Consider the following 24,764-nt stretch of genomic DNA (forward strand, 5'->3'; position numbering starts at 1 on the left):
GAGCATTCCGCCATGAAGTCCCTGACCCGCGTCTCCGTCGTCGCCGGCACCGCCGCCTCCGCCGTCCTGCTGCTCTCCGCCGTCCCCGCCTTCGCGCACGTCAGCGTCAGCCCCGAGGGCGTCGCGGCCAAGGGCGGCTACGCGACCGTCAACTTCAAGGTCCCCAACGAGCGCGACAACGCCTCCACCACCAAGCTGGAGATCACCTTCCCCGCCGACCAGCCGCTCGCGTCCGTGATGACGCAGCCCATCCCGGGCTGGAAGGCCAAGGTCACCAAGACCAAGCTGAAGAAGCCGATCGAGATCCACGGCGAGAAGATCGACGAGGCCGTCTCCAAGGTCACCTGGACCGCCGACGGCAAGGGCGTCGAGCCCGGCACCTTCCAGAAGTTCCCGCTGTCCCTCGGCCAGCTCCCCGAGGACGCCGACCAGATGGTGTTCAAGGCGCTGCAGACGTACAGCAACAAGGAAGTCGTCCGCTGGATCGAGCCGCAGCAGAAGGGCCAGGAGGAGCCGGAGTTCCCGGCGCCCGCCCTCGCGCTGAGCGCCGCCGACGACCACCACGGCGGCGCCGCGTCCGACGACAAGGACGACGCCGACGACAAGGCCGAGGCGAAGTCCGACGGCAAGGAAGAGAGCGCCTCCGACGGCGACAGCAGCGACACCACCGCCCGCACCCTCGGCATCGTCGGCATCGTCGTCGGCGCCGCGGGCGTGGCCTTCGGTGTGCTCGCCGGTCGCCGCCGCAGCAGCTGAGCCACCCGCGGGACGCGCCGCGGGCCCCGGCCCCGGCGCGTCCCGGCCTCCTCACATCTGGGACATTTCCGTATGCGCAAGTTGACCAAGCAGTCCACGAAGACGCTGTCCGCCGCCGCTGTCCTGACCGCGGCCGCCCTCACCCTGAGCGCGTGCGGCGGGGGCGACGGCGACAAGAAGCAGTCGGTCGCCGACGTGTCGATGGAGCCCGGCGAGGACAAGGCCGCGACGGTCCTCGACCGGCCGTTCAAGAAGCCGGACCTGGTCCTCAAGGACACCCACGGCAAGAAGTACGACCTGCGCGAGCAGACCAAGGGCAAGCCGGTGCTCCTCTACTACGGCTACACCAACTGCCCCGACGTCTGCCCGCTGACGATGAGCAACATCGCCGTCGCCAAGAAGACGCTGCTGCAGAAGAAGACCGTCACCAAGGCCGAGCTCGACAAGCTCCAGGTCGTCTTCGTCACCACCGACCCCCAGCGGGACACCTCGAAGGAACTCGGCAAGTGGCTCAAGGCCCAGGACCCCGAGTTCATCGGCCTGACCGGCGACTTCCCGACCATCCAGGCCAGCGGCCGCACCGTCGGCATCAACGTCGAGCCGACCAAGAAGCTCAAGAACGGCAAGTTCGAGTCGATGCACGGCACGCAGGTCATCGCCTTCTCGCCCAAGTCCGACGCCGGCTACGCCGTCTACAACGGCAAGGACGCCACGGCCAAGGACTACGAGCAGGACATCCCCAAGATCCTCAAGGGACAGAACCCGTGAACCACCGCACCACCCGCCGCCGTCGTCTCCTCACCGGCGGAGCCATCGCCCTGACCGCGGGCCTCGTCCTCGCGGGCTGCGGCGACTCCGACAAGTCCGACAAGACCGACAAGTCCAGTGAGTCCGGCGACAGCGCGTCCGCGAAGAAGCCCGACCTCTCGGTCGGCGGCGCCTACATCCCCGTACCGGCGATGGACGACATGGCCGGCGGCTTCTTCACCGTCACCAACAAGGGCACGGCCGACAAGCTCGTCTCGGCCTCCAGCCCGCTCGCGGGCAGCGTCACCCTGCACGCCACCGTCGGCTCCACGATGAAGGAGCGGAAGTCGTTCACCGTGCCGGCCAACGGCACCCTCGACTTCTCCCGCGGCGGCAACCACATCATGCTCGAGAAGCTCAAGCACAAGCCGAAGCAGGGCGACAAGGTGGAGGTCACCCTCCGCTTCGAGAAGTCGAAGCCGATCACCGTCTCCATGCCGGTGAAGCCCGCCACGTACAACCCGGCGAACTCCGCCGACAGCACCGAGCACGACCCGAGCAACGCGAAGACCCACTCCACCACCGACAAGCACTCGTCGACCGACAAGCACTCGTCGCACTGAGGGGACTGAAGAGTTGATGCGGACCACCGCTCCCCGCCCGGGGCCGGCCGCCCTGAACGGCTACGGACGACTGCTGCTCGTCGCCGTCGCCCTGATCGTCGCCGTCCTCGGCTCCGTCCTGGCCGCCGCGGCGCCGGCCGGCGCGCACGCCGCGCTCACCGGCAGCGACCCCAAGCAGGGAGCGGTGGTCGACAAGGCACCCGAGCAGGTGTCCCTGACCTTCTCCGAGAAGGTCGCCATGTCCGACGGCTCCGTCCGGGTCCTCGACCCCGCGGGCAAGCGCGTCGACACCGGCAAGACCACCGACCTCGGCTCGCACACCTACGGCGTGAAGCTGAAGCCCGGCCTGCCCGACGGCACCTTCACCGTCGCCTACCAGGTCGTCTCCGCCGACAGCCACCCCATCGCCGGGGCCTTCACCTTCTCCATCGGCGCGCCGTCGGCCACCAAGGTCACGCTGCCCGACCAGGACGTCGGCGGCGGACTCGTCGGCACCCTCTACGACATCGCGCGCTACGTCGCCTACGCCGGGTTCACCGTCGTCGTCGGCGGCGCCGCCTTCGTCCTCGGCTGCTGGCAGCGCGGCGCGGGCGTCCGGCCGCTGCAACGCCTCGTCGTCGGCGGCTGGCTCGCCCTCACCGGCGCCACCCTGGTGACGCTGCTGCTCCGGGCGCCCTACACCGGCTCCGGCAAGCTCGGCGACGCCTTCGACCTGGCGAAGCTCGGCGACGTGCTCCAGACCAAGACCGGCGCCGCCCTCGTCTCCCGGCTGCTGCTCCTCGCGGCCGCCGCGCTGTTCATCGCCGTCCTCTTCGGGGCGTACGAGCGGCGCGAGGACGCCAAGGAGAAGCGGGACCTCGCCTTCGGCCTGGCCATCGGCGGGGGCGTCGTCGCCACCGGCGTCGCGGCCACCTGGGCGCTCGCCGAGCACGCCTCGACCGGCATCCAGGCCGGGATCGCGATGCCCGTCGACGTCCTGCACCTGCTCGCCGTCGCCGCCTGGCTCGGCGGGCTCGCGGCGCTGCTCCTGTGCCTGTACCGCGCGCCCGACATCGACGCGGCGGCGGTGCGCCGCTTCTCGCGCGTCGCCTTCGTCAGCGTGGTGGCGCTCGCGGCGACCGGCCTCTACCAGTCGTGGCGGCAGGTCGGCTCGTGGACCGCGCTCGTCGAGACCGGGTACGGGCAGTTGCTGCTCGTCAAGATCGGTCTCGTCGCCGTCCTCGTGGGCGTCGCCTCGGTGTCGCGGCGGTGGACGATGCGGATCGCGGGGGAGGCCGGGGGGATGGCGCCCGAGGCCGCGGCCGCGACGGTCGTCGAACAGCGCACCTCGACCAAGAAGAAGAAGCCCGTCGCCGTGGCACACAGCTCCAAGACGGGCGTCTCGGCGGCCGTCGACACCGCCGACGGCAAGGCGTCCGGCGGGAAGGGGGGCGGCCCGTCCGGTGGGAAGGGCGGCGGCAGCGGCAGCAAGAGCGGCGGCGACAAGGCCGACGCGGGCAAGGGCACCGGAAACGGCGGCAAGGCGTCCGGCGCCAAGGGATCCGGCACCAAGGGATCCGGCACCAAGGCGGCCGACGGCAAGGAGCCCGGCGCCAAGGCCCCCGGCCAGGACAAGCGTGCCGCCCAGCTCGCCCGCCAGCAGGCCGCCATGGACACCGCCCGCCAGAAGCGCATCCGCGACGCCGACCCGCACCGCTCGGGCCTGCGCCGCTCGGTGTTCGCCGAGGCCGGCGTCGCCGTCGTCGTGCTCGCTGTCACCACGCTCCTGACCAGCACCGAACCGGGCCGCACCGAGGAGGAGGCCAAGAACGCCTCGAACACCTCGGCCCAGCAGCCCGCGGGCCCGGTCAAGGCGAACTTCCCCTTCGACACCGGCGGCAAGGACGGCAAGGGCGCCGTCCGCCTGGAGCTGACCCCGGGCCGCACCGGCAGCAACGACCTGCACGTCTACGCGACCCGCCCCAACGGCAGCGCCTTCGACCTGCCCGAGGTGAAGGTCTCCTTCACCCTCAAGGCGAAGGACGTCGGACCGCTGCCCGTCGCCCCCGACCGCATCGCGACCGGACACTGGAGCGCGAGCGGAGTGCAGGTCCCGATGGCCGGCAAGTGGCAGGTCAAACTGACCGTGCGCACCTCCGACATCGACCAAGTGACCCTCGACAAGAACGTGCAGATCGGCTGACCCACCATGGCGGACCACACCATTTCGCGACGGCGCCTGCTCGGCACGGCGGGCGCCACCGGCCTCGCCCTCGGCGCGGCGGGTGCCACCGCCGGGTACGCCGCGGCGCCCTCGGGCTCGTCCGACTCCACGGGCGGGTCACGGGCGGCCCTGACGTCGCTCGGCACGGACGAGGTGATGTTTCACGGGAAACACCAGCCCGGGATCACCACGCCCGTGCAGTCCCGCGGCCACCTGATCGCCTTCGACCTGGCGCCGGGCGCCGGGCGCAAGGAGGCCGCGGCCCTGCTGCGCCGCTGGTCGGCCACCGCCGCGCGCCTGATGGCGGGCGAGCCGGTGGACGGCGGCGGCCCGGACACCGGCGTCGCCCGGGACGCGGGCCCGTCCGCGCTCACCGTCACCTTCGGCTTCGGCCACGGCTTCTTCCGCCGCACCGGACTGGAGAAGCAGCGCCCGGCGGCCCTCGACCCGCTGCCGGACTTCTCCTCCGACCGCCTCGACAAGTCCCGCAGCGGCGGCGACCTGTGGGTGCAGATCGGCGCGAACGACCCCCTCGTCGCCTTCCACGCGCTGCGCGCCCTGCAACGGCAGGCCGGTGCGGCGGCGAAGGTGCGCTGGCAGATGAACGGTTTCAACCGCTCGCCCGGCGCCACCGCCCGCCCGATGACGGCCCGCAACCTGATGGGCCAGATCGACGGCACCAACAACCCGAAGCCGTCCGACGACGACTTCAACAAGCGGATCTTCGTGCCCGAGAAGCCCGACGGCACGGACCCCGCCTGGATGGCCGGGGGCTCCTACGCCGTCGTACGCCGCATCCGCATGCTCCTCGACGACTGGGAGAAGCTGGCCACCAAGGCCCAGGAGGAGGTCATCGGGCGGCGCAAGGCCGACGGGGCGCCGCTGACGGGCGGCACGGAGACCACCGAGATGAAGCTGGAGAAGACCGGCGCCGACGGCAAGCTCGTGGTCCCGCTCAACGCCCACGCCCGCATCACCCGGCCCGACCAGAACGGTGGCGCCGCGATGCTGCGGCGCCCCTTCTCGTACCACGACGGCTTCGACGCCAAGGGCGAGCCGGACGCCGGACTCCTCTTCATCTGCTGGCAGGCGGACCCGCTGCGGGGGTTCGTGCCGGTGCAGCGCAAGCTCGACCGGGGGGACGCGCTCTCGGAGTTCATCCGGCACGAGGCCAGCGGTCTCTTCGCCGTGCCGGGGGGTGCGGGGAGCGGGGAGTACGTGGGGCAGGAGTTGCTGGAGGGATAGCAGTGACAGATGTCGTCGTCTGCCGGCCCGAGTTTGTCCTGGTTCACCTGTTGGACAACAGCCGACCCTCGCCTCTCCCGGCGCATTAGGGTGAGTCCATGTCGGCGACGCGCTACACCTACCTCGGCCCCGAAGGCACCTTCACCGAAGCGGCCCTGCGTACCCTGCCGGAGGCGGCCACCCGGGAGCTCGTCCCGATGGTGTCCGTCCCGGCCGCCCTGGACGCGGTGCGTGGCGGCGAGGCCGCGGCGGCACTGGTGCCGATCGAGAACTCGGTGGAGGGCGGCGTCACGACGACCGTCGACGAGCTCGCCAAGGGCACACCCCTGATGATCTACCGCGAGGTGGTCCTGCCGATCGCCTTCGCGCTCCTGGTCCGCCCCGGCACGAAGCTCAAGGACATCAAGACGGTCACCGGCCACCCGGTCGCCCAGCCGCAGGTGCGCAACTGGCTCGGCGAGCACCTGCCGGACGCGCTGTGGGAGTCGGCGGCGTCGAACGCGGACGGCGCCCGCCTGGTGCAGGAGGGCCGGTTCGACGCGGCGTTCGCGGGCGCGTTCGCCGCGGCGACGTACGGCCTGGAGGCGCTGGTCACCGAGATCCACGACGCGGCCAACGCGGAGACCCGGTTCGTCCTGGTCGGCCGCCCGGGGCGGCCCGCGGCGCCCACCGGCGCGGACAAGACCTCCGTGGTCATCTGGCTCGGCGACGACCACCCCGGTGCCCTGCTCGAACTGCTCCAGGAGTTCGCGGTGCGCGGGGTCAACCTGATGCGGATCGAATCGCGGCCCACCGGCCAGGGCATCGGCAACTACTGCTTCAGCGTGGACGCCGAGGGCCACATCACCGACCGCCGGGTGGGCGAGGCGCTGATGGGCCTGAAGCGGATCTGCCCGAAGGTGCGCTTCCTCGGGTCGTATCCGCGCGCGGGCGTGGCGGTGGCGGATCTGCGGCCGCTGCGGCCCGGCACGTCCGACGAGGAATTCCTGGCGGCCTCGGACTGGCTGACGCAATGCCAGGACGGCCGCTTCTGAGCGTTCGCCGCTCCGTCGCCTGACGTTTCCCGGCGCTTCGTCATGGCCTCCCGCCGGCCACGGTCATGGCTGAAACCGCAGTACTACCTGCAGATTTACGTTGTCCACAGAAGTTATCCACAGGCGTCTTCTCGATCTGGGGACAAGTCGACAACGAAGTGCGACATCGTCGACATAGCGATCCTCAGCCCTCAGTTGCGTCCACAGCCCCGCACATCACCCCTCGTCCATTCTTTTCCCTTGACCAACTCTTTGGAGTTAACCATTTCCACTCGAAAGTTGGCCCGGAGGTGGTTTGGGGCAGGAATCCAGCGACACGGAGGCGGCATTCGGAGCGCCCCGTTCCGGTGTCCACAGATCTTTCGCACAGCCTGTGGATAACTTTCCGGACGTCCCCATTCCTGTGGACAACCACCTCCCCAAGTCCCGTTTCCCACAAGGGGATCGAGTCAAGGCGATGGCAGACATCTGCCCCGTTTCGGGGATTCGTGTCCGGTTTATTGACCCTCGGAGCGCGCGGCGATCTCCGGCCACCGGCACGACACCCGTACGTCACTCACAAGAATTCCCATTCCGGCAAAACGGTCATATCGCACCTGAAGTGAATATCAAGTCGTGGGCCGGAACCGTGCGACGGTAGCCTTGAGGGGTGATTGACCTTCGCCTGCTCCGTGAGGACCCCGACCGTGTCCGCGCTTCTCAGCGCGCCCGTGGAGAGGACGTCGGCCTCGTCGACGCCCTGCTCTCCGCCGACGAGCGGCGCCGGTCGTCCGGGCTCAGCTTCGACGAGCTCCGCTCCGAGCAGAAGGCCCTCGGCAAGCTCATCCCCAAGGCGTCCGGCGACGAGAAGGCCGAGCTCCTGAAGAAGGCCGGCGAGCTCGCCGCCGAGGTGAAGGCCGCGAACGCCGCGCAGGACGAGGCCGACGAGGAGACCAAGCGCCTCCTCCTCCAGCTGGGCAACCTCGTGCACGTGGACGTGCCGGTGGGCGGCGAGGAGGACTTCGTCGTCCTGGAGACGCACGGCACGATCCGCGACTTCGCCGCCGAGGGCTTCGAGCCCAAGGACCACCTGGAGCTCGGCGAGGCGCTCGGCGCCATCGACGTCGAGCGCGGCGCGAAGGTCTCCGGATCCCGGTTCTACTACCTGACGGGCGTCGGCGCGCTCCTGGAGCTCGCGCTGGTCAACGCGGCCATCGCGCAGGCCACGGAGGCCGGCTTCACGCCGATGCTGACCCCCGCCCTGGTCCGCCCGCGCGCCATGGAGGGCACCGGCTTCCTCGGCCAGGCCGCCGAGAACGTGTACCACCTGGAGAAGGACGACTACTACCTGGTCGGCACCTCCGAGGTCCCGCTCGCGGCGTACCACATGGACGAGATCATCGACGCCGACAAGCTCCCCCTGCGGTACGCCGGGTTCTCGCCCTGCTTCCGCCGCGAGGCCGGGACGTACGGCAAGGACACCCGCGGCATCTTCCGGGTGCACCAGTTCGACAAGGTCGAGATGTTCTCGTACGTCGCGCCGGAGGACGCCGAGGCCGAGCACCAGCGGCTCCTGGACTGGGAGAAGCAGTGGCTGACCGGCCTCGAACTGCCCTTCCAGGTGATCGACGTCGCCTCCGCCGACCTGGGCGCGTCGGCCTCGCGCAAGTTCGACTGCGAGGCGTGGATCCCCACCCAGGGGAAGTACCGCGAGCTGACGTCCGCGTCGAACTGCGACAGCTTCCAGGCCCGCCGCCTCTCCGTGCGCATGCGCGAGGAGCGCGACGGCAAGAAGGCGGTCCAGCCGCTCTCGACGCTGAACGGCACGCTGTGCGCGGTGCCCCGCACGATCGTGGCGCTCCTGGAGAACCACCAGCTGCCCGACGGCTCCGTGCGCGTCCCCGAGGTCCTGCGGCCGTATCTGGGGGGCCGGGAGATCCTGGAGCCCCTGGCCAAGTGAGCACCGCGCCCACGGGCGGCTCCGGCCCGTCCTTTCCGTACCCGCTCGTCGCGACCGACCTCGACGGGACGCTCCTGTCCCCCGACGACACGGTCTCGACGCGCACCCGGGACGCGCTCACCGCGGCCACCGCGGCGGGCGCGGCCCACATCATCGTCACCGGCCGCTCCGTCGCCTGGACCCGGCACGTCCTGGACGACCTCGGCTACGAGGGCATCGCCGTGTGCGGCCAGGGCGCGCAGGTCTACCACGCGGGTGAGCACCGCCTGCTGACCTCCGTGACCCTGGACCGCCAGCTCGCGGGCCTGGCCCTCGCCAAGATCGAGGCGGAGGTCGGCCCGCTGGCGCTCGCCGCGAGCCGCGACGGCCTGGACGGCGACGTCCTGGTCGGCCCCGGGTACGTGGTCCAGGAGGGCCCGCTCCCCGCCGTCCCCTTCACCGACGTCGCGGAGCTGTGGGCGGCACCGCTCACCAAGATGTACATCCAGCATCCCGGGCTGAGCGACGACGACCTCGCGGCCGCGGCGCAGCAGGCCGCGGGCGACCTGGTCGGCGTCACGATGGCGGGCGCGGGCATAGTGGAGCTCCTGCCGCTCGGCCTGACGAAGGCGACGGGCCTGTCCCTCGCGGCCCGGCGCCTCGGCGTGAAGGCCGCGGACACGATCGCCTTCGGCGACATGCCCAACGACATCCCGATGTTCGCCTGGTCCGCGCACGGCGTAGCCATGGCCAACGCCCACGAGGACCTCAAGGCAGTGGCCGACGAGGTCACGTCCTCCAACGAGGAGGACGGCATCGCGGCGGTACTGGAGCGGTTGCTGCCGTAGCGCGGCTCCCCCCTCTGCACACGCACTGGGCCGGGCCCAGGGTGCGGGAAACTTCCCGTGACCCAGGACCCGGCCCAGTGCGACGTTGGGTGGGCGGCCCGCGCAGCGTGATGTGCGCGCTCGAAGCGGCCGCCCCGGGCGATCCCCCGTGGCGCGGGCTCGGACGGAGTGCAGTGACTACTCCGGAGCCTGCCGCGGACCGCCCTGCCGGGAGCACGACGACGGGTGGTTGAACATCGTCGGCTCCTCTCCCAGAAGGTGAGCACCGGGGCGGGGCCCCGACGCGGTGACACCCACTACTCTGCCCACCGCGGCCGGACCCCGCCACTGATTTTTCTCGCCGTAGAAGCCGTCCCTCGCGGGGTCTGTGCCCTACTTCCGGCGCCGCTTCTTGCGCCGCCGACTGAAGAACCATCCGGCGGGCGGCTCGTCGGAGCGCCAGGGCTGCGGCTCGGGCGCCCGGTCCCGCCACCGGGCGGACAGCATCCGGGCCCGCGCCGACGGCTCGGCGGCCTCCGCGGACCGTATGAAGTCGTCGTCGAGGACGACGTCGTCCCAGGGCTCGCCCCCGGCGCTCCCGGGCTCACCGGCCCCGCCGGTCTCCCCGGCCCCTTCGTCCCGTCCCTTGTCCGATGCCATCGCGGCACCTCCCGGCCACAGCTGAAGCATCCCCCTCCCACCAGTGTCCGGGTGGGAGGGTGAAGACGCCGTCAAGACTTCAAGCACCTGCTACTCGTCGCCGGCCAGCGTCAGCGTCCGCAGCTTCTGCCCGGCGTACCACGTGGCCCCGGCCGTGACCACGATCAGCAGGATCACCGCGGCGGGAAGACCCACGTCGGAGGTGACCAGGTCACCGCCGTCCGCGGCCTTGTGGGCGACGGCGAGGGACCACTGCTGGACGCTGAGCGTGCGCGCCCCGGAGACCAGGGAGCCGAACAGCGCCTCCCACACGAGGGCGTACACGAGGCCGAAGACCACCGCGTGCCGGGTGACCGTGCCGAGCAGCAGGAAGATCGCCGCGTACGCGATGGAGGAGACGAGGGCGGCGATGGTGTAGGCGACGGCGATCTGCTGGCCGTTGCCGTTGAGGATCATGCCCGCGATGAACGTCGGGAGCGCCGAGAACGCCATGGTGACGGCGATGGCGACGGTGAGCTTGGTGACGATGATCGTGGGCCGTTTGACCGGCTTGGACAGCAGGTAGAGCACGGAGCCGTCGTCGATCTCGGGGCCGATCGCGCCGGTGCCCGCGATGACGCCGATGATCGGCACCATCGTGGCGAGCGCGAACCCGCCGAGCAGGTCGGACGCGACCTGGTCGTCGGCGCCACTGAGGGCGCGTACCGCCACGGAGATGACGATGAGCAGCAGCGGCAGGGCGAAGAGGATGAGGGCCCGGCGGCGGCCGAGGAGGGCCCGGTAGGTGAGCCGGGCGACAGTCGGGTCGTACACGGTGACTCCCTTCAGGCCGCGACGAGGTAGGAGAAGACCGACTCGAGCGACTCGTCCGAGGGCGAGACGGTCAGGAGCCGGATGTCGTGTTCGCGGGCGATGCGTGGCAACAGGGTGGTGAAGCGCCCGAAGTCGACGGCCTGGATGCGCAGCGCGCCCTCGTCGAGGTCGACTTCGATGCCCGCGGTGGACGGGTCGGCGATCAGAGCGGCGGCGAGCGTGCGGTCGTCGCTCGAGCGCACCAGGTAGCGGTGCGGCCGGTCCGTCATCAGGCGGCGGATCTTGCGGAAGTCGCCGCTGGCCGCGTGGCGTCCGGCGACGATCACCTCGATGTGCGAGGCGAGCTGTTCGACCTCTTCGAGGATGTGCGAGGAGAACAGGACGGTGCGGCCGTCGTCGCCCATCGTGCGCAGCAGCTCCATGAGTTGCATGCGCTGGCGCGGGTCCATGCCGTTGAAGGGCTCGTCGAGCAGCAGCACGGACGGCTCGTGGACGAGCGCGGAGGCCATCTTCACGCGCTGCCGCATGCCCTTGGAGTACGTGGAGATCTTGCGGTCCTGCGCGTACTCCATCTCGACCGTGGCGAGGGCGCGCTGGGCGGCCTTCTTGCCGAGGCCGTGCAACTCGGCGTTGGCGACGACGAATTCGCGGCCGGTGAGGAAGTCGTACATCCCCTCGCGCTCGGGGACGATCCCCAGGTGCTTGTAGATGGTCTCGTTGCGCCAGGTGGGGTGGCCGTCGAGGGTGACGCTGCCCGTGGAGGGGGCGAGGAAACCGCCCATCATGCTGATGAGGGTGGACTTCCCGGCGCCGTTGGGGCCGAGGAGGCCGGTGACTCCGGGGCTGATGGTCATCGTGATGTCGTTGACGGCCACGACGTTGCCGAACCAGCGGGACACGTGGTCGATGGTGAGGGACGTCATGGCTCAGAGCCCGGCCTTTCGGTAGCGGCGCAGCAGGCCGGCGTAGCTTCCGGCGATGAGGGCGAGGACGACGAGGACGTACACGAGGCCCGTGCCGGTCGAGGGGCCCTGCTCTCCGGGGAAGGCGGATGTGGCGCCGAGGAAGGCGGTCTGTACGCCGTCGATGAGGGTGATCGGTGAGAACAGGCCGAGCCAGCTGATGGCTTCGGAGCTGCCCTGTTCGTGGGCGATGGCCTGGACGGTGGAGACCGCTCCGTAGGAGATGGTCAGGACGGCGATGACGGCGGCGATGCCGAAGCCGCGGCGGGGGGTGACCGCCGAGATGACCAGGGCGATTCCGGAAAACAGCACGGAGAGCAGTGCTACGGAGACGAGCCCCTGGGCGAAGCCCTTCGTCTGGTCGGCGAAGTCGAGCTTGGCGAGGAGTGCGCCTACGTAGAGCACGATCAGCGGGAAGGCCGTGAGGATGAACAGGGCGCTCGCGAGTGCCGCGAACTTGGCGCGTACGTAGTCGACGCGTTCGATGGGGCGCGAGAAGTACAGGGGCACGGTCTTGAACCGCAGGTCCCTGGAGACGGTCTGTGGCGCCTGTGCGGCCAGGTAGAGGCCGATGACGGCCTGGAGCAGGACCGCGTAGCGCGTGTAGTCGACGGGGAGGTCGTTGGCCTTGGTGGCGACGGCGACCGCGACCATGATCAGCGCGGGGGCGCACATGACCCCGAAGAGGATCATCGGCAGGACCTTGGACTTGGCGGAGCGGCCGAGGCCGTAGGCGCCGCGCAGGCTCTGCGAGAACAACGAGCGGGCGGCGTACGCGCGGCCGAGGCGCTGGCCTTCGTAGTGCCGGTAGCCGATGTTGTGGATCTGGGTGGAGTCAGCGGGCATCGCGGCCGCCTCCCGTCTGCGTCTGCTCGGCGGCGGCTGCGGTGGCCGCCCAGGCGGCGGCGCGCTCGGTGAGCTGCTCGCTCTCGTCGGGCTTGCCGGACGATCCCGACTCGTCGGTGCGGAAGACCTCCGCGATGTGGTGCCTGCGCTGTTCCATGCGGACCAGGCCGAGGCCGAGGTCGGCCACCACGTCCCGGACGAGGTCGTAGGTGTCCTCGTCTGCCGCCTCCAGGAGCACGGTGTGCCCGGCGCCGGGGAGGCCGCCGCCGTCGTCCTGGGTGGCGACACCGCGGTCCTTGAGGGCCTCGCGCAGGGCGGCGGTGCCGTCCGGGTGCTCGTCACTGTCGGTGACCTCGACGGCGAGGGTCGCCGTGGTCTGGGTGAAGTCCGTGGTGGAGCTGGAGCGCAGGAGCTTGCCGCCGTCGATGACGACGACGTGGTCGCAGGTGCGCTCCAGTTCGCCCAGGAGGTGCGAGGTGACGAGGACCGAGATGCCGAAGTCGGTGTGGACGCGGCGGATCAGACCGAGCATCTCGTCGCGACCGACCGGGTCGAGGCCGTTGGTCGGTTCGTCGAGGAAGACCAGCTGGGGGTCGTGGACGAGGGCCTGCGCGAGCTTCACGCGCTGCTTCATGCCGGTCGAGTAGCCGCCGATGGGGCGGTAGCGCTCTTCGTAGAGCCCGACGTGGCGCAGGGTGTCCGCGGTGCGCTCGCGCGCGGCGGCCGGCGGCAGGCCCGACATGCGCGCCATGTGGACGACGAACTCGGTGGCCGAGACGTCGGGCGGCAGGCAGTCGTGCTCGGGCATGTAGCCGACGCGCTCGCGAATCCGGCCGCCTTCGGTGGCGACGTCGAGGCCGAGCACGGCGGCGCGGCCCTCCGTGGCGGGGGACAGACCCAGCAGGATCTTGATCAATGTGGACTTGCCGGCTCCGTTGGCTCCGACGAGTCCGGTCACACCGGGTCCGATGTCCAAGGAGAGCCGGTCAAGTGCGGTCACCCGGGGGAACCGCATGCTCAGGCTTTCGGTCGCGATCACAGTCACGGTTCGAACGTAGTGGCGCGGACCACACCGAGGCGTCAGCCCTGAGGCTCGATCGACCGTCACTCTCGAGTATTACGGGCCCGTAGGGGTCGTCCGTAAGTCGCCCCCTACAGGTTCCCCCGGGTGCCGCCTCCGGGAACTTCCGGACCTGTCCCGCGGGGTTGGGCAGAACTATTGACGCAGCCGTCAGCCATTGTCACATTCATCAGTGTCAAGTTACGAGCGCGTACGGAGACGACGGAGCGCGGGCGCGAGCGGCACGGCGCCCGCGGACACGACGGACGGACGGTGGCATGACCTCAGCCATGACCTCGGCGGTGGGCTCGACCGCGAGCGCGGCAGTGAAGGGTGAACTCCCCGCGGAGCTGCGGGGGTTCCGTCAGGTGCAGGCCCTCGCGTACGCGTGCGCGGAGGCCGTCGCCGCCCAGCTGAAGCCGGGGGTGACGGAGCGCGAGGCGGCGCGGATGCAGCGGGACTGGCTGCGCGAGCGGGGGGTGCGGGACTGGTTCCACCTGCCGTTCGCCTGGTTCGGCGACCGCACGGCGTTCACGAACTTCCGGATACCCCTGCAGTTCTTCCCGACCAACCGCAGGCTGGAGCCGGGGATGCCCTTCATCCTCGACATGGCCCCGGTGTTCCAGGGCTGCACGGCCGACATCGGGTACTCCGGCTGTCTGGGCCTCAACCCCGTGCACGACAAGCTGCTCGCGGACCTGGAGGCGCACCGCGAGCTGATCCTGCGCGAGGTCCGCGAGCGCCGCCCGCTGCGCGAGATCTACGAGAACGTGGACCGGCTCATGGTCCGCCAGGGGTACGCCAACCGCCATCGCGCGTATCCCTTCGGCGTCATCGCGCACAAGGTCGACCGGGTCAAGGAGCGCCGCTTCTCCCCGCATGTCTTCGGGTTCGGCACGCAGTCCCTGAAGGGCCTCGCGAGCGACGCGCTGCACGGCCACCGGGACGGCTGGTCCCCCCTGTGGTCGCCGTACAAGTTCTCCGACCACCCGCCGCAGCCGGGCCTGTGGGCGGTCGAGCCGCATCTGGGATTCCGCGGCACGGGCGCGAAGTTCGAGGAGATCCTGGTCGTCACCGACTCCAAGGACCCCGAGCAGAGCGCCTTCTGGCTGGACGACGATCTGCCGCACGTGCGGCGCTGGGCCGAGGAAAGGGCTGCCGCATGACGACCGTGGATCTCTTGGGTGCGCGTGAGCGCTGGGTGCGTACGGGCGGAGTGGAGCTGTGCGTCGCCGAGCTGGGGGACACAGGCCGGCCCACGGTGCTGCTCGTGCACGGCTATCCGGACTCCAAGGAGGTGTGGTCCGAGGTGGCCACACGCCTCGCGGACCGCTTCCACGTCGTGCTCTACGACGTGCGCGGGCACGGCAGGTCGACGGCGCCGAAGCCGCTGCGCGGCGGTTTCACGCTGGAGAAGCTCACCGACGACTTCCTCGCCGTCGCGGACGCGGTCAGCCCGGACAAGCCGGTGCACCTGGTGGGCCACGACTGGGGCTCGGTGCAGTCCTGGGAGTTCGTGACGGTCGAGCGCACACAGGGGCGGATCGCGTCCTTCAGCTCGATGTCGGGTCCTTCCCTGGACCACTTCGGGCACTGGATCAAGAAGCGCATGACGCGGCCGACCCCGCGCCGCGCCGCCCAACTCGCAGGCCAGGGCGCCAAGTCCTGGTACGTGTACATGCTGCACACCCCCGTCCTGCCCGAGCTGGCCTGGCGCGGCCCGCTCGGCAAGCGCTGGCCGAAGATCCTCCAGCGCCTGGAGAAGGTCCCCGCCGACGGCTATCCCACGCTGTCGCTGCCGTCGGACGCCGCGCACGGCGCCTGGCTCTACCGCGACAACGTCCGGGCCCGGCTGCGCAGGCCCCGCGCGGACGCCTACGCCCACGCGCCGGTGCAGCTCATCGTCCCCTCCGGTGACATCTTCCTCTCCCAGAAGCTGTACGACGACCTGGAGTCGTGGGCCCCGCAGCTGACCCGGCGCACCCTCCCCGCGAAGCACTGGGTGCCACGCACCCGCCCGGACCAGCTCACCGCGTGGATCACGGAGTTCGTCACGGCCCATGAGGACGGCGGTCCCTCGGCCCTGGCGAGCGCGGCGGCCCCGGCGCCCGGCAAGCACGCCGACCGGTTCGCGGGCCAGCTCGTCCTGGTCACGGGCGCGGGCAGCGGCATCGGGCGGGCCACGGCGTTCGCGTTCGCCGAGGCGGGCGCGAAGGTGATCGCCGTCGACCGGGACGCGGAGGGCGCGGCGCGCACGGCGGAGCTGTCCCGGCTCGTGGGCGCCCCCGCGGCCTGGGCGGAGACGGTCGACGTCAGCGACGAGCAGGCCATGGAGAAGCTGGCCGAGAAGGTCGCCACGGAGTACGGCGTCGTGGACGTCCTGGTGAACAACGCGGGCATCGGGCTGTCCGGATCCTTCCTCGACACCAGCTCCGAGGACTGGAAGAAGGTCCTCGACGTCAACCTGTGGGGCGTGATCCACGGCTGCCGTCTGTTCGGCAGGCAGATGGCCGAGCGCGGCCAGGGCGGGCACATCGTCAACACCGCGTCGGCGGCTGCCTATCAGCCCTCCAGGGCCCTGCCGGCGTACAGCACGTCGAAGGCCGCCGTCCTCATGCTCAGCGAGTGCCTGCGCGCGGAGCTGGCCGGGCAGGGCATCGGCGTCTCGGCGATCTGCCCGGGCTTCGTGAACACGAACATCACGTCGACCGCCCGCTTCGCCGGGGTCTCCGCCGACGAGGAGAAGCGCCGCCAGAAGAAGTCCGCCCGCCTCTACGGCCTGCGGAACTACCCCCCGGAGAAGGTCGCCGACGCCGTCCTGCGTGCCGTCGTGCGCAATCAGGCCGTCGTCCCCGTCACCCCGGAGGCGCGCGGCGCCCACCTCATGTCCCGCTTCACGCCCAAGGCCCTGCGCGCGATAGCCCGATTGGAGCCACCGCTGTGAGCACGAAGAAGCCGGAGGACAACCGGCGAGCGCATCGGGAAGAGCACCGCGAACAGGCCCTGGAAGAGCACTACGCCATCGTGCCGCGCCGGGTCTCGTTCGACTGGGACGAGACCTCGCTGGACTGGATCCCGGACGAGCCCGTCGCCACGCATGTCATCAACGTCCTGCACCTGCTGCTCCCGGCGGGGGAGCGGTGGTTCGTGAAGGTCTTCAAGGAAGGCCTGCCGCTGGTCACCGACCCCGTGCTCCGCAAGGACGTCAAGGGCTTCATGGGGCAGGAGGCGACGCACAGCGTGCAGCACGCGCACGTGCTCGACCACCTGGCGGCGCAGCGCCTGGACACGGCCGACTTCACGAAGTACGTCGACTTCCTCTTCGAGCGGCTCCTCGGGGAGAGGACGCCGCTCGGGCCGCTGGTGTCGACGCAGGAGTGGCTGCGGTTCCGGCTCGCGGTGGTGGCCGCCATCGAGCAGTTCACGGCGGTGCTCGGGGACTGGGTGCTCGCCGCCGACGGGCTCGACCGGGCCGGGGCGGACGACGTCATGCTCGACCTGCTGCGCTGGCACGGCGCGGAGGAGGTGGAGCACCGCGCGGTCGCGTTCGACATGTACCAGCACTGCGGCGGCACGGGCGCGCCCCGGTACGCACGCCGGGTCGCGGCGATGGCGGTCACGGCACCCGTGATGCTCTACCTGTGGATCTGGGGCAGCGCCTATCTGCTCCGCCACGATCCTCGCTTCGCGAGGGCGAGGGGAACGTCGGGGACAGCCGGCGCGGCGGGGCGGCCCCGGCTGACCCCCCGGGCGTACAACAGGGCGGTCGACAAGGGCCTGCTGCCCTCCATGCGGAAGCTCGGCGCGGCCGTGCCCCGCTACCTGCGGCGGTCGTACCATCCGTCGCAGGAGGGCTCGCTGCGCAAGGCCGTCGACTATCTGGCGCAGTCGCCCGCGGCGCGGACCGCGGCGGCGGTGGCGGGCCGCGCGGCCATCGCCTAGTACGGAGCGTCGGGAGGGGCGGAAGCGTGGTGGAGGACGGGTCGGCCACGAGGTCGCGCACGGAGCGGTGGTCCGAAGAGGGCGCGGAGGCCGCGGGAGAGGGCACGGAAGCCGAGGGCGGGACAGAGGCGCCCCTGGTGTCGGCTCCCGCCCCGAGTGAGCCCCGCGTGGAGTACCGCATAGAGGACCTCGCCCACCACAGCGGGGCCACGGTCCGCACCATCCGCGCCTATCAGGACCGCGGCCTGCTGCCCCGGCCGGAGCGGCGCGGCCGGTCCAATGTGTACGGGGACGCGCATCTGGCCCGGCTGCGCCAGATCGCCGACCTGCTCGACCGGGGGTACACCCTCGCCTCCATCAAGGAGCTCCTGGAGGCCTGGGACGCGGGCCGCGGCCTCGGCGGGGTGCTCGGCCTGGTCGCGGAGGTCGACGGGCCCTGGACGGACGAGAAGGCCGACCGGATCACGCGGGCCGAGCTGATCGAGGCGTTCGGCGGTGTCCCGGACCCGGCGGCGGTGGCGGACGCGGTCGCGCTCGGCGTCCTTGAACCGCTGCCGGGGAACGACGACGAGTTCCTGGTGCCGAGCCCGCAAGAGCTGGCGGTGGCCGCCGAGTTGCACGCGGCCGGGGTGCCGCTGTCAGCGATCTCCAGCCATCTGCGGGAGTTGAGGGGGCAGGTCGAGCACATCGCGGCCCGTTTCCTGGAGTTCACCAACGAGTACGTCTTCGCGCGCTATCTCGGCGATCATCAGCCGACCGAGGCCGACGCGGCCGAGGCCGCCTCGCTGATCCGCCGCCTCCGCCCGCTGGCGCAGAAGTCGGTCGACGCCGAACTGGCGCGCGCGATGCGCATGTTGGCCACCCGGAACCTGCGCCGCCACCTCGTCGCCGAGGAGCCCCTCCGAGCGGGCGACGAGCCCGCGTACGTGGGCCTGCCCGGCGACACAATGCGCGCTGTTCAGGAGCTGGTTGGGCGCGAGCACGCGGCGGAGTTCATCGCGGCGGCGGCCGAACGGGAAGTCCACAGCCGCACATTGGACAGACTTTCCTCAATTGACCGCAAACAGGCCCAAGTTACCCAAAAGCCGCCATCTGCCTGAGAGTTGTCCACAGAATCGTCAACGAGCCTGTGGATAACCGGACTTGGTTGTGGATCAAACCTGTGGGTGAAAATTCGTCGATGAAAAGTCGGTGGCGAGAAATCGAGTGCGCGGAGAACGGGCGAGCACGCCGAGAAACGCGACCGTGCCGCTCGCCGCGCCGCCGACCGCGCCGCCGAACCAATGCGCGGAGCGGGCGCGTCCCCGCCGCCGACCAGGCATGATCGGAAGACATGGAGCACCTGCACAGCACCGAGGCCGCCGTCGGCGCGCTGCGCGCGATAGCGCGTGAGCACGAGCGGGAGATCGAGGTCACGCACGACATAGGCGCCGACCGGACCTCCCGGCGTACCGCCGCGGGCTTCGAGGTGGCGACGGACCCGGACGGCTCGCTGCCGCACGAGGCGTTCGTGGAGTTCGGCGGCTCCCCGCGGCTCTCCGTGCGCCTCTACCCCGACGACGACGCGCTGATCGAGGTCGAGGGCGTCGAGTGCCACGACATCCCGCGCGACTCGGTGCCCGCGTTCGTACGGTCCGTCCTGGGCGGCCTCGCGTACGTCAGGGGGCGCCGCTTCCCGCCCGGCTACTGGCTGGTCGTACCGCTGCCCGGCGACGAGACGTACAAGGAACTGATCCCCATGATCTCGCTCACGCCCTGGCTGAACGCCCGGGTCCGCTGAGCGCTCGCCCGCCGCGCGAAAGCCCCGGCAGGAGCGGTGTCACGGCCCCCGACGGGCCCGCCCGGGCGAAGCGGACCGCGCGGGCACCCGGCCACAGGGAGAAGGCGATCCTCCGGACGGTCGTACGCTCGAAGACATGAGTCTGCGCCTGAGCACCGTCATCCTGCCCGTCCGCCGCTGGCACGAGGGGGGCAAGGAGCGCTGGCAGCGCGCGGAGGACCTCGGTTTCCACACCGCGTACACCTATGACCACCTCTCCTGGCGGACGTTCCGCGACGGGCCCTGGTTCGGCGCGCTGCCGACCCTGACGGCCGCCGCGGAGGCGACCGGGCGGATCCGCCTGGGCACGCTCGTGACCTCGCCGAACTTCCGGCACCCGGTGACGCTCGCCAAGGAGCTGATCACCCTCGACGACGTGTCGAACGGCCGGATCACGCTCGGCATCGGCGCGGGCGGCAACGGCTTCGACGCCGCCACGCTCCGCCGCGCCGACGAGGAGCCCTGGACGCCCCGGGAACGCGCGGACCACTTCGGTGAGTTCCTGCCGCTGCTCGACCGGCTGCTCACCGAGGACTCGGTGACGTACGAGGGCGAGCGGTACGCGGCGTACGAGGCGCGGAACATCCCGGGCTGTGTGCAGCGCCCCCGGCTGCCGTTCGCCGTGGCCGCCACCGGACCCCGCGGCCTGCGGCTCGCCGCGCGGCACGGGCAGGCGTGGGTGACGACCGGCGACCCGAAGATCTCCGCGACGGGCACCCCCGAGCAGTCCCTCGAAGCCATCCGCGGCCAGTTCGACAAGCTCGGCAAGGCCTGCGCGGACGTCGGCCGCGACGTCGAGGAGCTGGACAAGGTGCTGCTCACCGGCTTCACGCCGGACCGCCCGCTGGACTCCTTCGACGCCTTCGTCGACTTCGCGGGCAAGCACGCCGCGCTCGGCTTCGACGAGATCGTCCTGCACTGGCCGCTGCCCGGCACGGACTTCGGCGCGGACGAGAAGGTCTTCGAGCGCATCGCGACCGAGGCGCTCGCGCAGCTCTGACGCGCGCAGTCGGCCGGATTCGGCGGAGGGCTCGGCGAAGGGTTCGGCGGAGGGCTCGGCGGAGGGCTCGGTGGAGGATTCGGCGGAGGGTTCGGCACCGGCTCCGTCGGCTCTGACGCGAGGCTCGCCCGATTCCGCCGTGCGCCGCCGACGCCTCCGGCCGCCGGTGGGCCGGAGGTGCGGCAGGGGCGCACGGGTGTGAGACGTACTCAGATGTGCGCCCCGCCACACACCCGTGCGCGCATATGCGGGACAATCGCGTACGTGACCCCAACCACCCCGCGGCCCCACGTGCCGGCCCCCGCCGTTCCGCCCCGGCTGATCGCCACGGACCTGGACGGCACGCTGCTGCGCGACGACAAGTCCGTCTCGGAGCGCACCGTCGCCGCGCTCGCCGCCGCCGAGGCCGCCGGGATCGAGGTCTTCTTCGTGACCGGGCGCCCGGCCCGCTGGATGGACGTCGTCAGCGACCACATGCACGGCCACGGCCTGGCCATCTGCGGGAACGGCGCCGCGGTGGTCGACCTGCACGGCGGCCCCGGCAGCCACCGCTTCGTGATGGTGCGGGAGCTCGACCCGGCCGTCGCCCTGGACGTGATCGGCATCCTGCGCGCGGCGGCGCCCGGCACGTCCTTCGCGATCGAGCGGACCGGCGGGGTGCACCACGAACCGTCCTACCCGCCGCTGCACCTGGACCCCGCGGTCAGCGTCGCGCCCGCCGAGAAGCTCCTCAGGGACGGGTCCGACAGCGCCGACCAGCCCGTCCTCAAGGTCCTCGCCCACCACCCCGACCTCTCGCCGGACGCGTTCCTGACCCTGGCCCGGGTGGCCGTGGGCAACCGCGTGGAGATCACCCGGTCCAGCCCCACCGCGCTCCTGGAGATCAGCGGCCCCGGCGTCTCCAAGGCCAGCACCCTCGCCCTGTGCTGCGCGGAGCGCGGTATCAGCCACGAGGAAGTCGTCGCCTTCGGAGACATGCCGAACGACATCGAGATGCTCACCTGGGCCGGTGTCTCGTACGCCATGGGCAACGCCCACGCGGACGTGATCGCGGCGGCCTCGGGCCGCACGGTCGCCAACAACGAGGACGGCGTGGCCGTGGTCATCGAGCGAATACTGGCCGCCCGCTCCGGCGAGAACACCCGCCAGAGCCCCACCCCCAGCCCCGGCGACAGCACCCGCTAGAGCCCCACCCCGCGCTCCGCGAGCCACCCCACCGGATCCACCCCCGAGCCCAGGTCCGGCGTCACCCGGGTCTCGAAGTGCAGATGCGGGCCGGTCGAGTTGCCGGTGGTGCCCGCCTGGCCGACCCACTGGCCGGTGCGCACCCGCTCCCCCTGGTCGACGGCGACGGACGCCAAGTGCGCGTACTGCGTGTACGAGCCGTCCTCGTGCCGCACCACGACCTCCACGCCGAAGCCGCCGCCGCACGCCACCCGCACCACCCGCCCGGCGCCCACCGACCGCACCGGGGCGCCGATGGCGACGGCGAAGTCCTGCCCGGTGTGCCGTGCCGCCCAGCGCGCGCCCGCGCTGTCGAAGCCCGCGGACAGCTCGTACGACTCCACGGGCGTCACCCACGCGCGCGTAGACGACGATTCCGGCTGCGCGAGCCGGACGGCGCCCCGGCACCGGCCCGCCGCGGCCGACGCGTCGGCCTCCTCCTGGAGGGTCCACCGCGCCGACTCCAGCTTCGCCTCGATGTCCCGCTTCAGCCGGGCGAGGCGCGCCTCACGGCGGTCGAGCACGTCCCGGGCGCGGGTGGCGGACCGCCGGGCCGTGGCGAGCCTGGCCGCGGCCCGCTGGGTCCGGGCGACGGTGTTGGTGACGGCGAGGTCCGCCTGCCCGACGACGCGCCTGCCGCGCAGCAGTTCGTCGGGGTTGTCCGCGAGCAGGAGGCGCGCGGTGAGCGGCAGGCCGCCGCCGGTGCGGTACTGGGCGGTGGCCATCCGGCCCAGGTCCTCGTGCAGCACGGAGACTTCGTACCGCTCCTTGGCGAGCAGCCGCTCCAGGTGCTTGACGCGGGCGCGCTGCACTGCGGCCGCCCGGCGCCCGGCCTCGTAGCGCGCGGTGGCCGACTGGGCCTCTACGTAGAGGCGTGCCACCTCCATGCTGGCGCTCGGCCCGCCGTGCCCTCCACTGCCGGCGCTCCCGGCGCTCCCGGCGCTCCCGGTGTTCTCGGCGCTCCCGCCGCTTCCGTCGGGTCCGTCGGCGGCCGCCGCTCCGGGCACGCCGAGAGCGACGAGCGCGCAGAGCAGGACCGGCAGAACCGGTGCGACGAGGGGGCGGCAGGGCAGCGGACGCATGTCCCGGATCGTTGCCCGCACGGGCGCGCGGCGCCTGGGGAACTCCTGCGCGCGGGGGACCCGGTGACCCGTACGGGGCACGCGGTACCGCCGAACAGGGGCGCATCGCACGCCACGCGCGCCGGGCATCCGCGCGGGCCGTCGGCGGTCACCCCCGGAGCACCCTCCGGAAGCTCCCTCGGGAACACGCCCCCACGTCAGTACGGCGCCTGCCACACCACCGTCGTCCCGCCCCCGTCGTCCCCGATGCCCGGCCCGTACCAACTGGCGCCCCCCAGGGACTCCGCGCGCCGTTTGAGGTTCTTCAGGCCGCTGCGGCGGCCGCCCTCCGTGATGCCGACGCCGTCGTCCGCGACGGTCAGGCGCACGCCCCGCGCCCCGTCCGGCAGGACCAGCGTGGCGTCGACGACGACGTCGATGCGGGCGGCCGCCGCGTGCCGGAAGGCGTTCGAGAGGGCCTCGCGGAGCGCGGCGATGAGGTTCTTGCCGGTGAGTTCCCCGACGACCGTGTCGACGGGGCCCACGAAGTGGTGGGAGGGCTTGAAGCCGAGCGGCACGGCCGCCATGTTGATCTCGCGCAGGACGCGTGTGCGCAGGCCCGCGGGCGCCTCGGCGGGCCCCTGCTGGAGCGCGAAGATGGCCGTACGGATCTCCTGGATCGTCACGTCCAGCTCGTCGACGGCCTGGCCGACGCCCTGCTGCACCTCCGGCACGACGGACCGCCGCTGGGCGCTCTCCAACATCATCCCGGTGGCGAAGAGCCGCTGGATGACGAGGTCGTGCAGATCGCGGGCGATCCGGTCGCGGTCCTCGTAGACGGCGAGGCGCTCCCGGTCGCGCTGCGCCTCGGCCATCATCAGCGCGAGGGCGGCCTGCGAGGCGAACTGGGCGGCCAGGGTCCGCTCGGCCTCGGTGAAGGGGCGTGCCCCCCGCTCGCGGGGCGTGACGAGCGTCCCGAGGACCCGGCCGTCGCTCTGCAGGGGCAGCATCATGGCGGGCCCGTAGCCGCGCGCGAGGTCGGTCATGATGCGCGGGTCGGTGGCCGCGTCGTCGATGAACACGGCCCGGCCGTCGAGCAGGTCGGCGATGATGCGGCTCTCCGGAGGCACCACCACGCCGAGCGCCCCGCTGGGCCGGTCCGAGGAGACCGCGACGATCTCCATGCCGCCCTCCTCGTCGGGCAGCAGCACGATGCCCGCCGCCGAGTCGGCCAGATGGCGCGCCTGCTCCGCGACCACCGCGAGGGCGTCCTCCGCGTCGGAGCCGGACAGCAGCGCCGTGGTGACCGCCACGGAGCCGTCGATCCACCGCTCGCGCTGCTTGGCGGCCTCGTACAGGCGCGCGTTGCCGATCGCGATGCCCGCCTCCGTGGCGAGGACGCGCACCATGTGCACGTCGTAGTCGTTGAACTCGCCGCCGTCGCGCTTCTCCGTGAGGTAGAGGTTGCCGAAGATCTCCCCCTGGACGCGGATCGGCACCCCCAGGAAGCCCCGCATCGGCGGGTGGTGGGCGGGAAAGCCGCAGGAGCGCGGGTCGGACGCCAGGTCGGCGAGGCGCAGCGTCTCCGGCTGGTGGATGAGCGCGCCGAGCAGCCCGCGGTGTCCGTCGGGGAGGCGGCCGATGCGGGCCGCGGCGGCCTCGTCGATGCCGGTGTAGACGAAGTCGGCGAGCCCGTCGCCGTCTTCGGAGACGACGCCGATGGCCGCGTAGCGGGCGTCCGTGAGCTCGGCCGCGGTCTCGCAGATGCGGTCCAGGGTCGTATGCAGTTCCAGACCGGTGCCGACGGAACGCATCGCCTCCAGGAGCTGCGGTACGCGTGCGGTCAGCTCGGTGGAAAGACCCTGGAGGCTGCGGGTCGCCTGGCCCGCGACCTCCGCCGGGTCCGGGCTGCCTTCGGGAGGCGGGGTGGGGGCGGGCGCCGGGGGGACGGACATGCCTTGAGCGTAGTTAGTCCGATTTGCCGTGGAAAGTCGAACCTTCACCGGCTCCTGGCCCCGGCGGAT

The 24,764-nt window shown here is 71.7% G+C and carries 22 protein-coding genes; 15 read left to right on the forward strand and 7 right to left on the reverse strand.

Annotated features, from left to right (window positions below; genetic code table 11):
* Positions 1-12: 12 nt before the first annotated feature.
* The 8 genes from OO63_RS07935 to OO63_RS07970 all read left to right on the forward strand — a co-directional run bounded on the left by OO63_RS07935 (position 13) and on the right by OO63_RS07970 (position 9,374).
* Positions 13-756, forward strand: a complete 744-nt coding sequence (locus tag OO63_RS07935) for a YcnI family copper-binding membrane protein (RefSeq protein ID WP_030357840.1) — start codon at positions 13-15, stop codon at positions 754-756.
* Between the two features lie 72 nt (positions 757-828).
* Positions 829-1,524: an SCO family protein gene (locus OO63_RS07940; RefSeq protein ID WP_030357839.1), complete on the forward strand. Its 696-nt coding sequence runs from the start codon at positions 829-831 to the stop codon at positions 1,522-1,524.
* On the forward strand, positions 1,521-2,126 hold the full coding sequence (locus OO63_RS07945; RefSeq protein WP_030357838.1) for a copper chaperone PCu(A)C: 606 nt from the start codon (positions 1,521-1,523) through the stop codon (positions 2,124-2,126). Before OO63_RS07940 ends, OO63_RS07945 begins: the two co-directional genes overlap by 4 nt.
* 16 nt (positions 2,127-2,142) lie before the next feature.
* Positions 2,143-4,308, forward strand: a complete 2,166-nt coding sequence (locus tag OO63_RS07950) for a copper resistance CopC/CopD family protein (RefSeq protein WP_030357837.1) — start codon at positions 2,143-2,145, stop codon at positions 4,306-4,308.
* Positions 4,309-4,314: 6 nt separating this feature from the next.
* The gene (gene efeB, locus OO63_RS07955; protein ID WP_030357836.1) at positions 4,315-5,574 is read left to right on the forward strand and encodes an iron uptake transporter deferrochelatase/peroxidase subunit; all 1,260 of its coding nucleotides are present in this window, start codon (positions 4,315-4,317) and stop codon (positions 5,572-5,574) included.
* Between the two features lie 98 nt (positions 5,575-5,672).
* Positions 5,673-6,608, forward strand: coding sequence for a prephenate dehydratase (gene pheA / locus OO63_RS07960; RefSeq protein ID WP_030357835.1), 936 nt, complete (start codon positions 5,673-5,675; stop codon positions 6,606-6,608).
* Between the two features lie 649 nt (positions 6,609-7,257).
* Entirely contained in the window at positions 7,258-8,547 is a 1,290-nt protein-coding gene (gene serS / locus OO63_RS07965) for a serine--tRNA ligase (protein ID WP_030357834.1), read from the forward strand.
* Entirely contained in the window at positions 8,544-9,374 is an 831-nt protein-coding gene (locus OO63_RS07970) for an HAD family hydrolase (protein WP_030357833.1), read from the forward strand. The genes serS and OO63_RS07970 overlap by 4 nt, the downstream gene beginning before the upstream one ends.
* Before the next feature lie 372 nt (positions 9,375-9,746).
* Here OO63_RS07970 and OO63_RS07975 read toward each other — a convergent pair whose 3' ends face one another.
* The 5 genes from OO63_RS07975 to OO63_RS07995 all read right to left on the reverse strand — a co-directional run bounded on the left by OO63_RS07975 (position 9,747) and on the right by OO63_RS07995 (position 13,673).
* Positions 9,747-10,013: an SGM_3592 family protein gene (locus tag OO63_RS07975; protein ID WP_030357832.1), complete on the reverse strand. Its 267-nt coding sequence runs from the start codon at positions 10,011-10,013 to the stop codon at positions 9,747-9,749.
* A 90-nt stretch (positions 10,014-10,103) separates the two neighbouring features.
* A complete protein-coding gene (locus OO63_RS07980) occupies positions 10,104-10,826 on the reverse strand; it encodes an ABC transporter permease (protein WP_030357831.1) in 723 nt (240 codons plus the stop codon).
* A gap of 11 nt (positions 10,827-10,837) precedes the next feature.
* Positions 10,838-11,749 carry an ABC transporter ATP-binding protein gene (locus OO63_RS07985; RefSeq protein WP_030357830.1) on the reverse strand — a complete coding sequence of 304 codons (912 nt, stop codon included), beginning with the start codon at positions 11,747-11,749 and terminating at the stop codon, positions 10,838-10,840.
* A 3-nt stretch (positions 11,750-11,752) separates the two neighbouring features.
* Complete coding sequence (locus OO63_RS07990) at positions 11,753-12,634, reverse strand: ABC transporter permease (protein ID WP_030357829.1); 882 nt, start codon at positions 12,632-12,634, stop codon at positions 11,753-11,755.
* Complete coding sequence (locus OO63_RS07995) at positions 12,624-13,673, reverse strand: ABC transporter ATP-binding protein (RefSeq protein ID WP_033263928.1); 1,050 nt, start codon at positions 13,671-13,673, stop codon at positions 12,624-12,626. The genes OO63_RS07990 and OO63_RS07995 overlap by 11 nt, the downstream gene beginning before the upstream one ends.
* 299 nt (positions 13,674-13,972) lie before the next feature.
* On the opposite strand from OO63_RS07995, the gene OO63_RS08000 reads away from it, so the two are divergent.
* The 7 genes from OO63_RS08000 (at position 13,973) to OO63_RS08030 (ending at position 21,640) form a co-directional block, all read left to right on the forward strand.
* Positions 13,973-14,860 (forward strand): M24 family metallopeptidase, encoded by an 888-nt coding sequence (locus OO63_RS08000; protein ID WP_397622136.1) that lies wholly within the window; start codon positions 13,973-13,975, stop codon positions 14,858-14,860.
* Positions 14,857-16,638 carry an SDR family oxidoreductase gene (locus tag OO63_RS08005; RefSeq protein ID WP_030357826.1) on the forward strand — a complete coding sequence of 594 codons (1,782 nt, stop codon included), beginning with the start codon at positions 14,857-14,859 and terminating at the stop codon, positions 16,636-16,638. The genes OO63_RS08000 and OO63_RS08005 overlap by 4 nt, the downstream gene beginning before the upstream one ends.
* Before the next feature lie 59 nt (positions 16,639-16,697).
* Positions 16,698-17,636, forward strand: a complete 939-nt coding sequence (locus OO63_RS08010) for a metal-dependent hydrolase (RefSeq protein ID WP_030357825.1) — start codon at positions 16,698-16,700, stop codon at positions 17,634-17,636.
* A 137-nt stretch (positions 17,637-17,773) separates the two neighbouring features.
* On the forward strand, positions 17,774-18,736 hold the full coding sequence (locus OO63_RS08015; protein ID WP_030357824.1) for a MerR family transcriptional regulator: 963 nt from the start codon (positions 17,774-17,776) through the stop codon (positions 18,734-18,736).
* Between the two features lie 233 nt (positions 18,737-18,969).
* The gene (locus OO63_RS08020; RefSeq protein ID WP_030357823.1) at positions 18,970-19,416 is read left to right on the forward strand and encodes a hypothetical protein; all 447 of its coding nucleotides are present in this window, start codon (positions 18,970-18,972) and stop codon (positions 19,414-19,416) included.
* Positions 19,417-19,552: 136 nt separating this feature from the next.
* The gene (locus OO63_RS08025; RefSeq protein ID WP_030357822.1) at positions 19,553-20,455 is read left to right on the forward strand and encodes an LLM class flavin-dependent oxidoreductase; all 903 of its coding nucleotides are present in this window, start codon (positions 19,553-19,555) and stop codon (positions 20,453-20,455) included.
* Between the two features lie 264 nt (positions 20,456-20,719).
* Positions 20,720-21,640, forward strand: coding sequence for an HAD hydrolase family protein (locus OO63_RS08030; protein ID WP_051810649.1), 921 nt, complete (start codon positions 20,720-20,722; stop codon positions 21,638-21,640).
* Here the strand turns inward: OO63_RS08030 and OO63_RS08035 are convergent.
* Both OO63_RS08035 and OO63_RS08040 read right to left on the reverse strand, forming a co-directional pair.
* A complete protein-coding gene (locus OO63_RS08035) occupies positions 21,637-22,761 on the reverse strand; it encodes a M23 family metallopeptidase (protein ID WP_030357820.1) in 1,125 nt (374 codons plus the stop codon). The two genes, OO63_RS08030 and OO63_RS08035, sit on opposite strands and share 4 nt — an antisense overlap.
* Before the next feature lie 197 nt (positions 22,762-22,958).
* A complete protein-coding gene (locus tag OO63_RS08040) occupies positions 22,959-24,695 on the reverse strand; it encodes a GAF domain-containing sensor histidine kinase (protein ID WP_030357819.1) in 1,737 nt (578 codons plus the stop codon).
* Between the last annotated feature and the right edge of the window lie 69 nt (positions 24,696-24,764).

It is taken from the genome of Streptomyces alboflavus (assembly GCF_000716675.1).
GTDB classification, from domain to species: domain Bacteria; phylum Actinomycetota; class Actinomycetes; order Streptomycetales; family Streptomycetaceae; genus Streptomyces; species Streptomyces alboflavus.

Bases quoted from the DNA above. Each gene is read 5' to 3' on its own strand.
- OO63_RS07935 (WP_030357840.1), top strand. From the start codon at position 13: ATGAAGTCCCTGACCCGCGTCTCCGTCGTCGCCGGCACCGCCGCCTCC.
- OO63_RS07990 (WP_030357829.1), bottom strand. From the start codon at position 12,634: ATGCCCGCTGACTCCACCCAGATCCACAACATCGGCTACCGGCACTAC.
- OO63_RS07940 (WP_030357839.1), top strand. From the start codon at position 829: ATGCGCAAGTTGACCAAGCAGTCCACGAAGACGCTGTCCGCCGCCGCT.
- efeB (WP_030357836.1), top strand. From the start codon at position 4,315: ATGGCGGACCACACCATTTCGCGACGGCGCCTGCTCGGCACGGCGGGC.
- OO63_RS08000 (WP_397622136.1), top strand. From the start codon at position 13,973: ATGACCTCAGCCATGACCTCGGCGGTGGGCTCGACCGCGAGCGCGGCA.
- OO63_RS08040 (WP_030357819.1), bottom strand. From the start codon at position 24,695: ATGTCCGTCCCCCCGGCGCCCGCCCCCACCCCGCCTCCCGAAGGCAGC.
- OO63_RS08025 (WP_030357822.1), top strand. From the start codon at position 19,553: ATGAGTCTGCGCCTGAGCACCGTCATCCTGCCCGTCCGCCGCTGGCAC.
- OO63_RS07975 (WP_030357832.1), bottom strand. From the start codon at position 10,013: ATGGCATCGGACAAGGGACGGGACGAAGGGGCCGGGGAGACCGGCGGG.
- OO63_RS08020 (WP_030357823.1), top strand. From the start codon at position 18,970: ATGGAGCACCTGCACAGCACCGAGGCCGCCGTCGGCGCGCTGCGCGCG.
- pheA (WP_030357835.1), top strand. From the start codon at position 5,673: ATGTCGGCGACGCGCTACACCTACCTCGGCCCCGAAGGCACCTTCACC.
- OO63_RS07985 (WP_030357830.1), bottom strand. From the start codon at position 11,749: ATGACGTCCCTCACCATCGACCACGTGTCCCGCTGGTTCGGCAACGTC.
- OO63_RS08035 (WP_030357820.1), bottom strand. From the start codon at position 22,761: ATGCGTCCGCTGCCCTGCCGCCCCCTCGTCGCACCGGTTCTGCCGGTC.
- OO63_RS08005 (WP_030357826.1), top strand. From the start codon at position 14,857: ATGACGACCGTGGATCTCTTGGGTGCGCGTGAGCGCTGGGTGCGTACG.
- OO63_RS07950 (WP_030357837.1), top strand. From the start codon at position 2,143: ATGCGGACCACCGCTCCCCGCCCGGGGCCGGCCGCCCTGAACGGCTAC.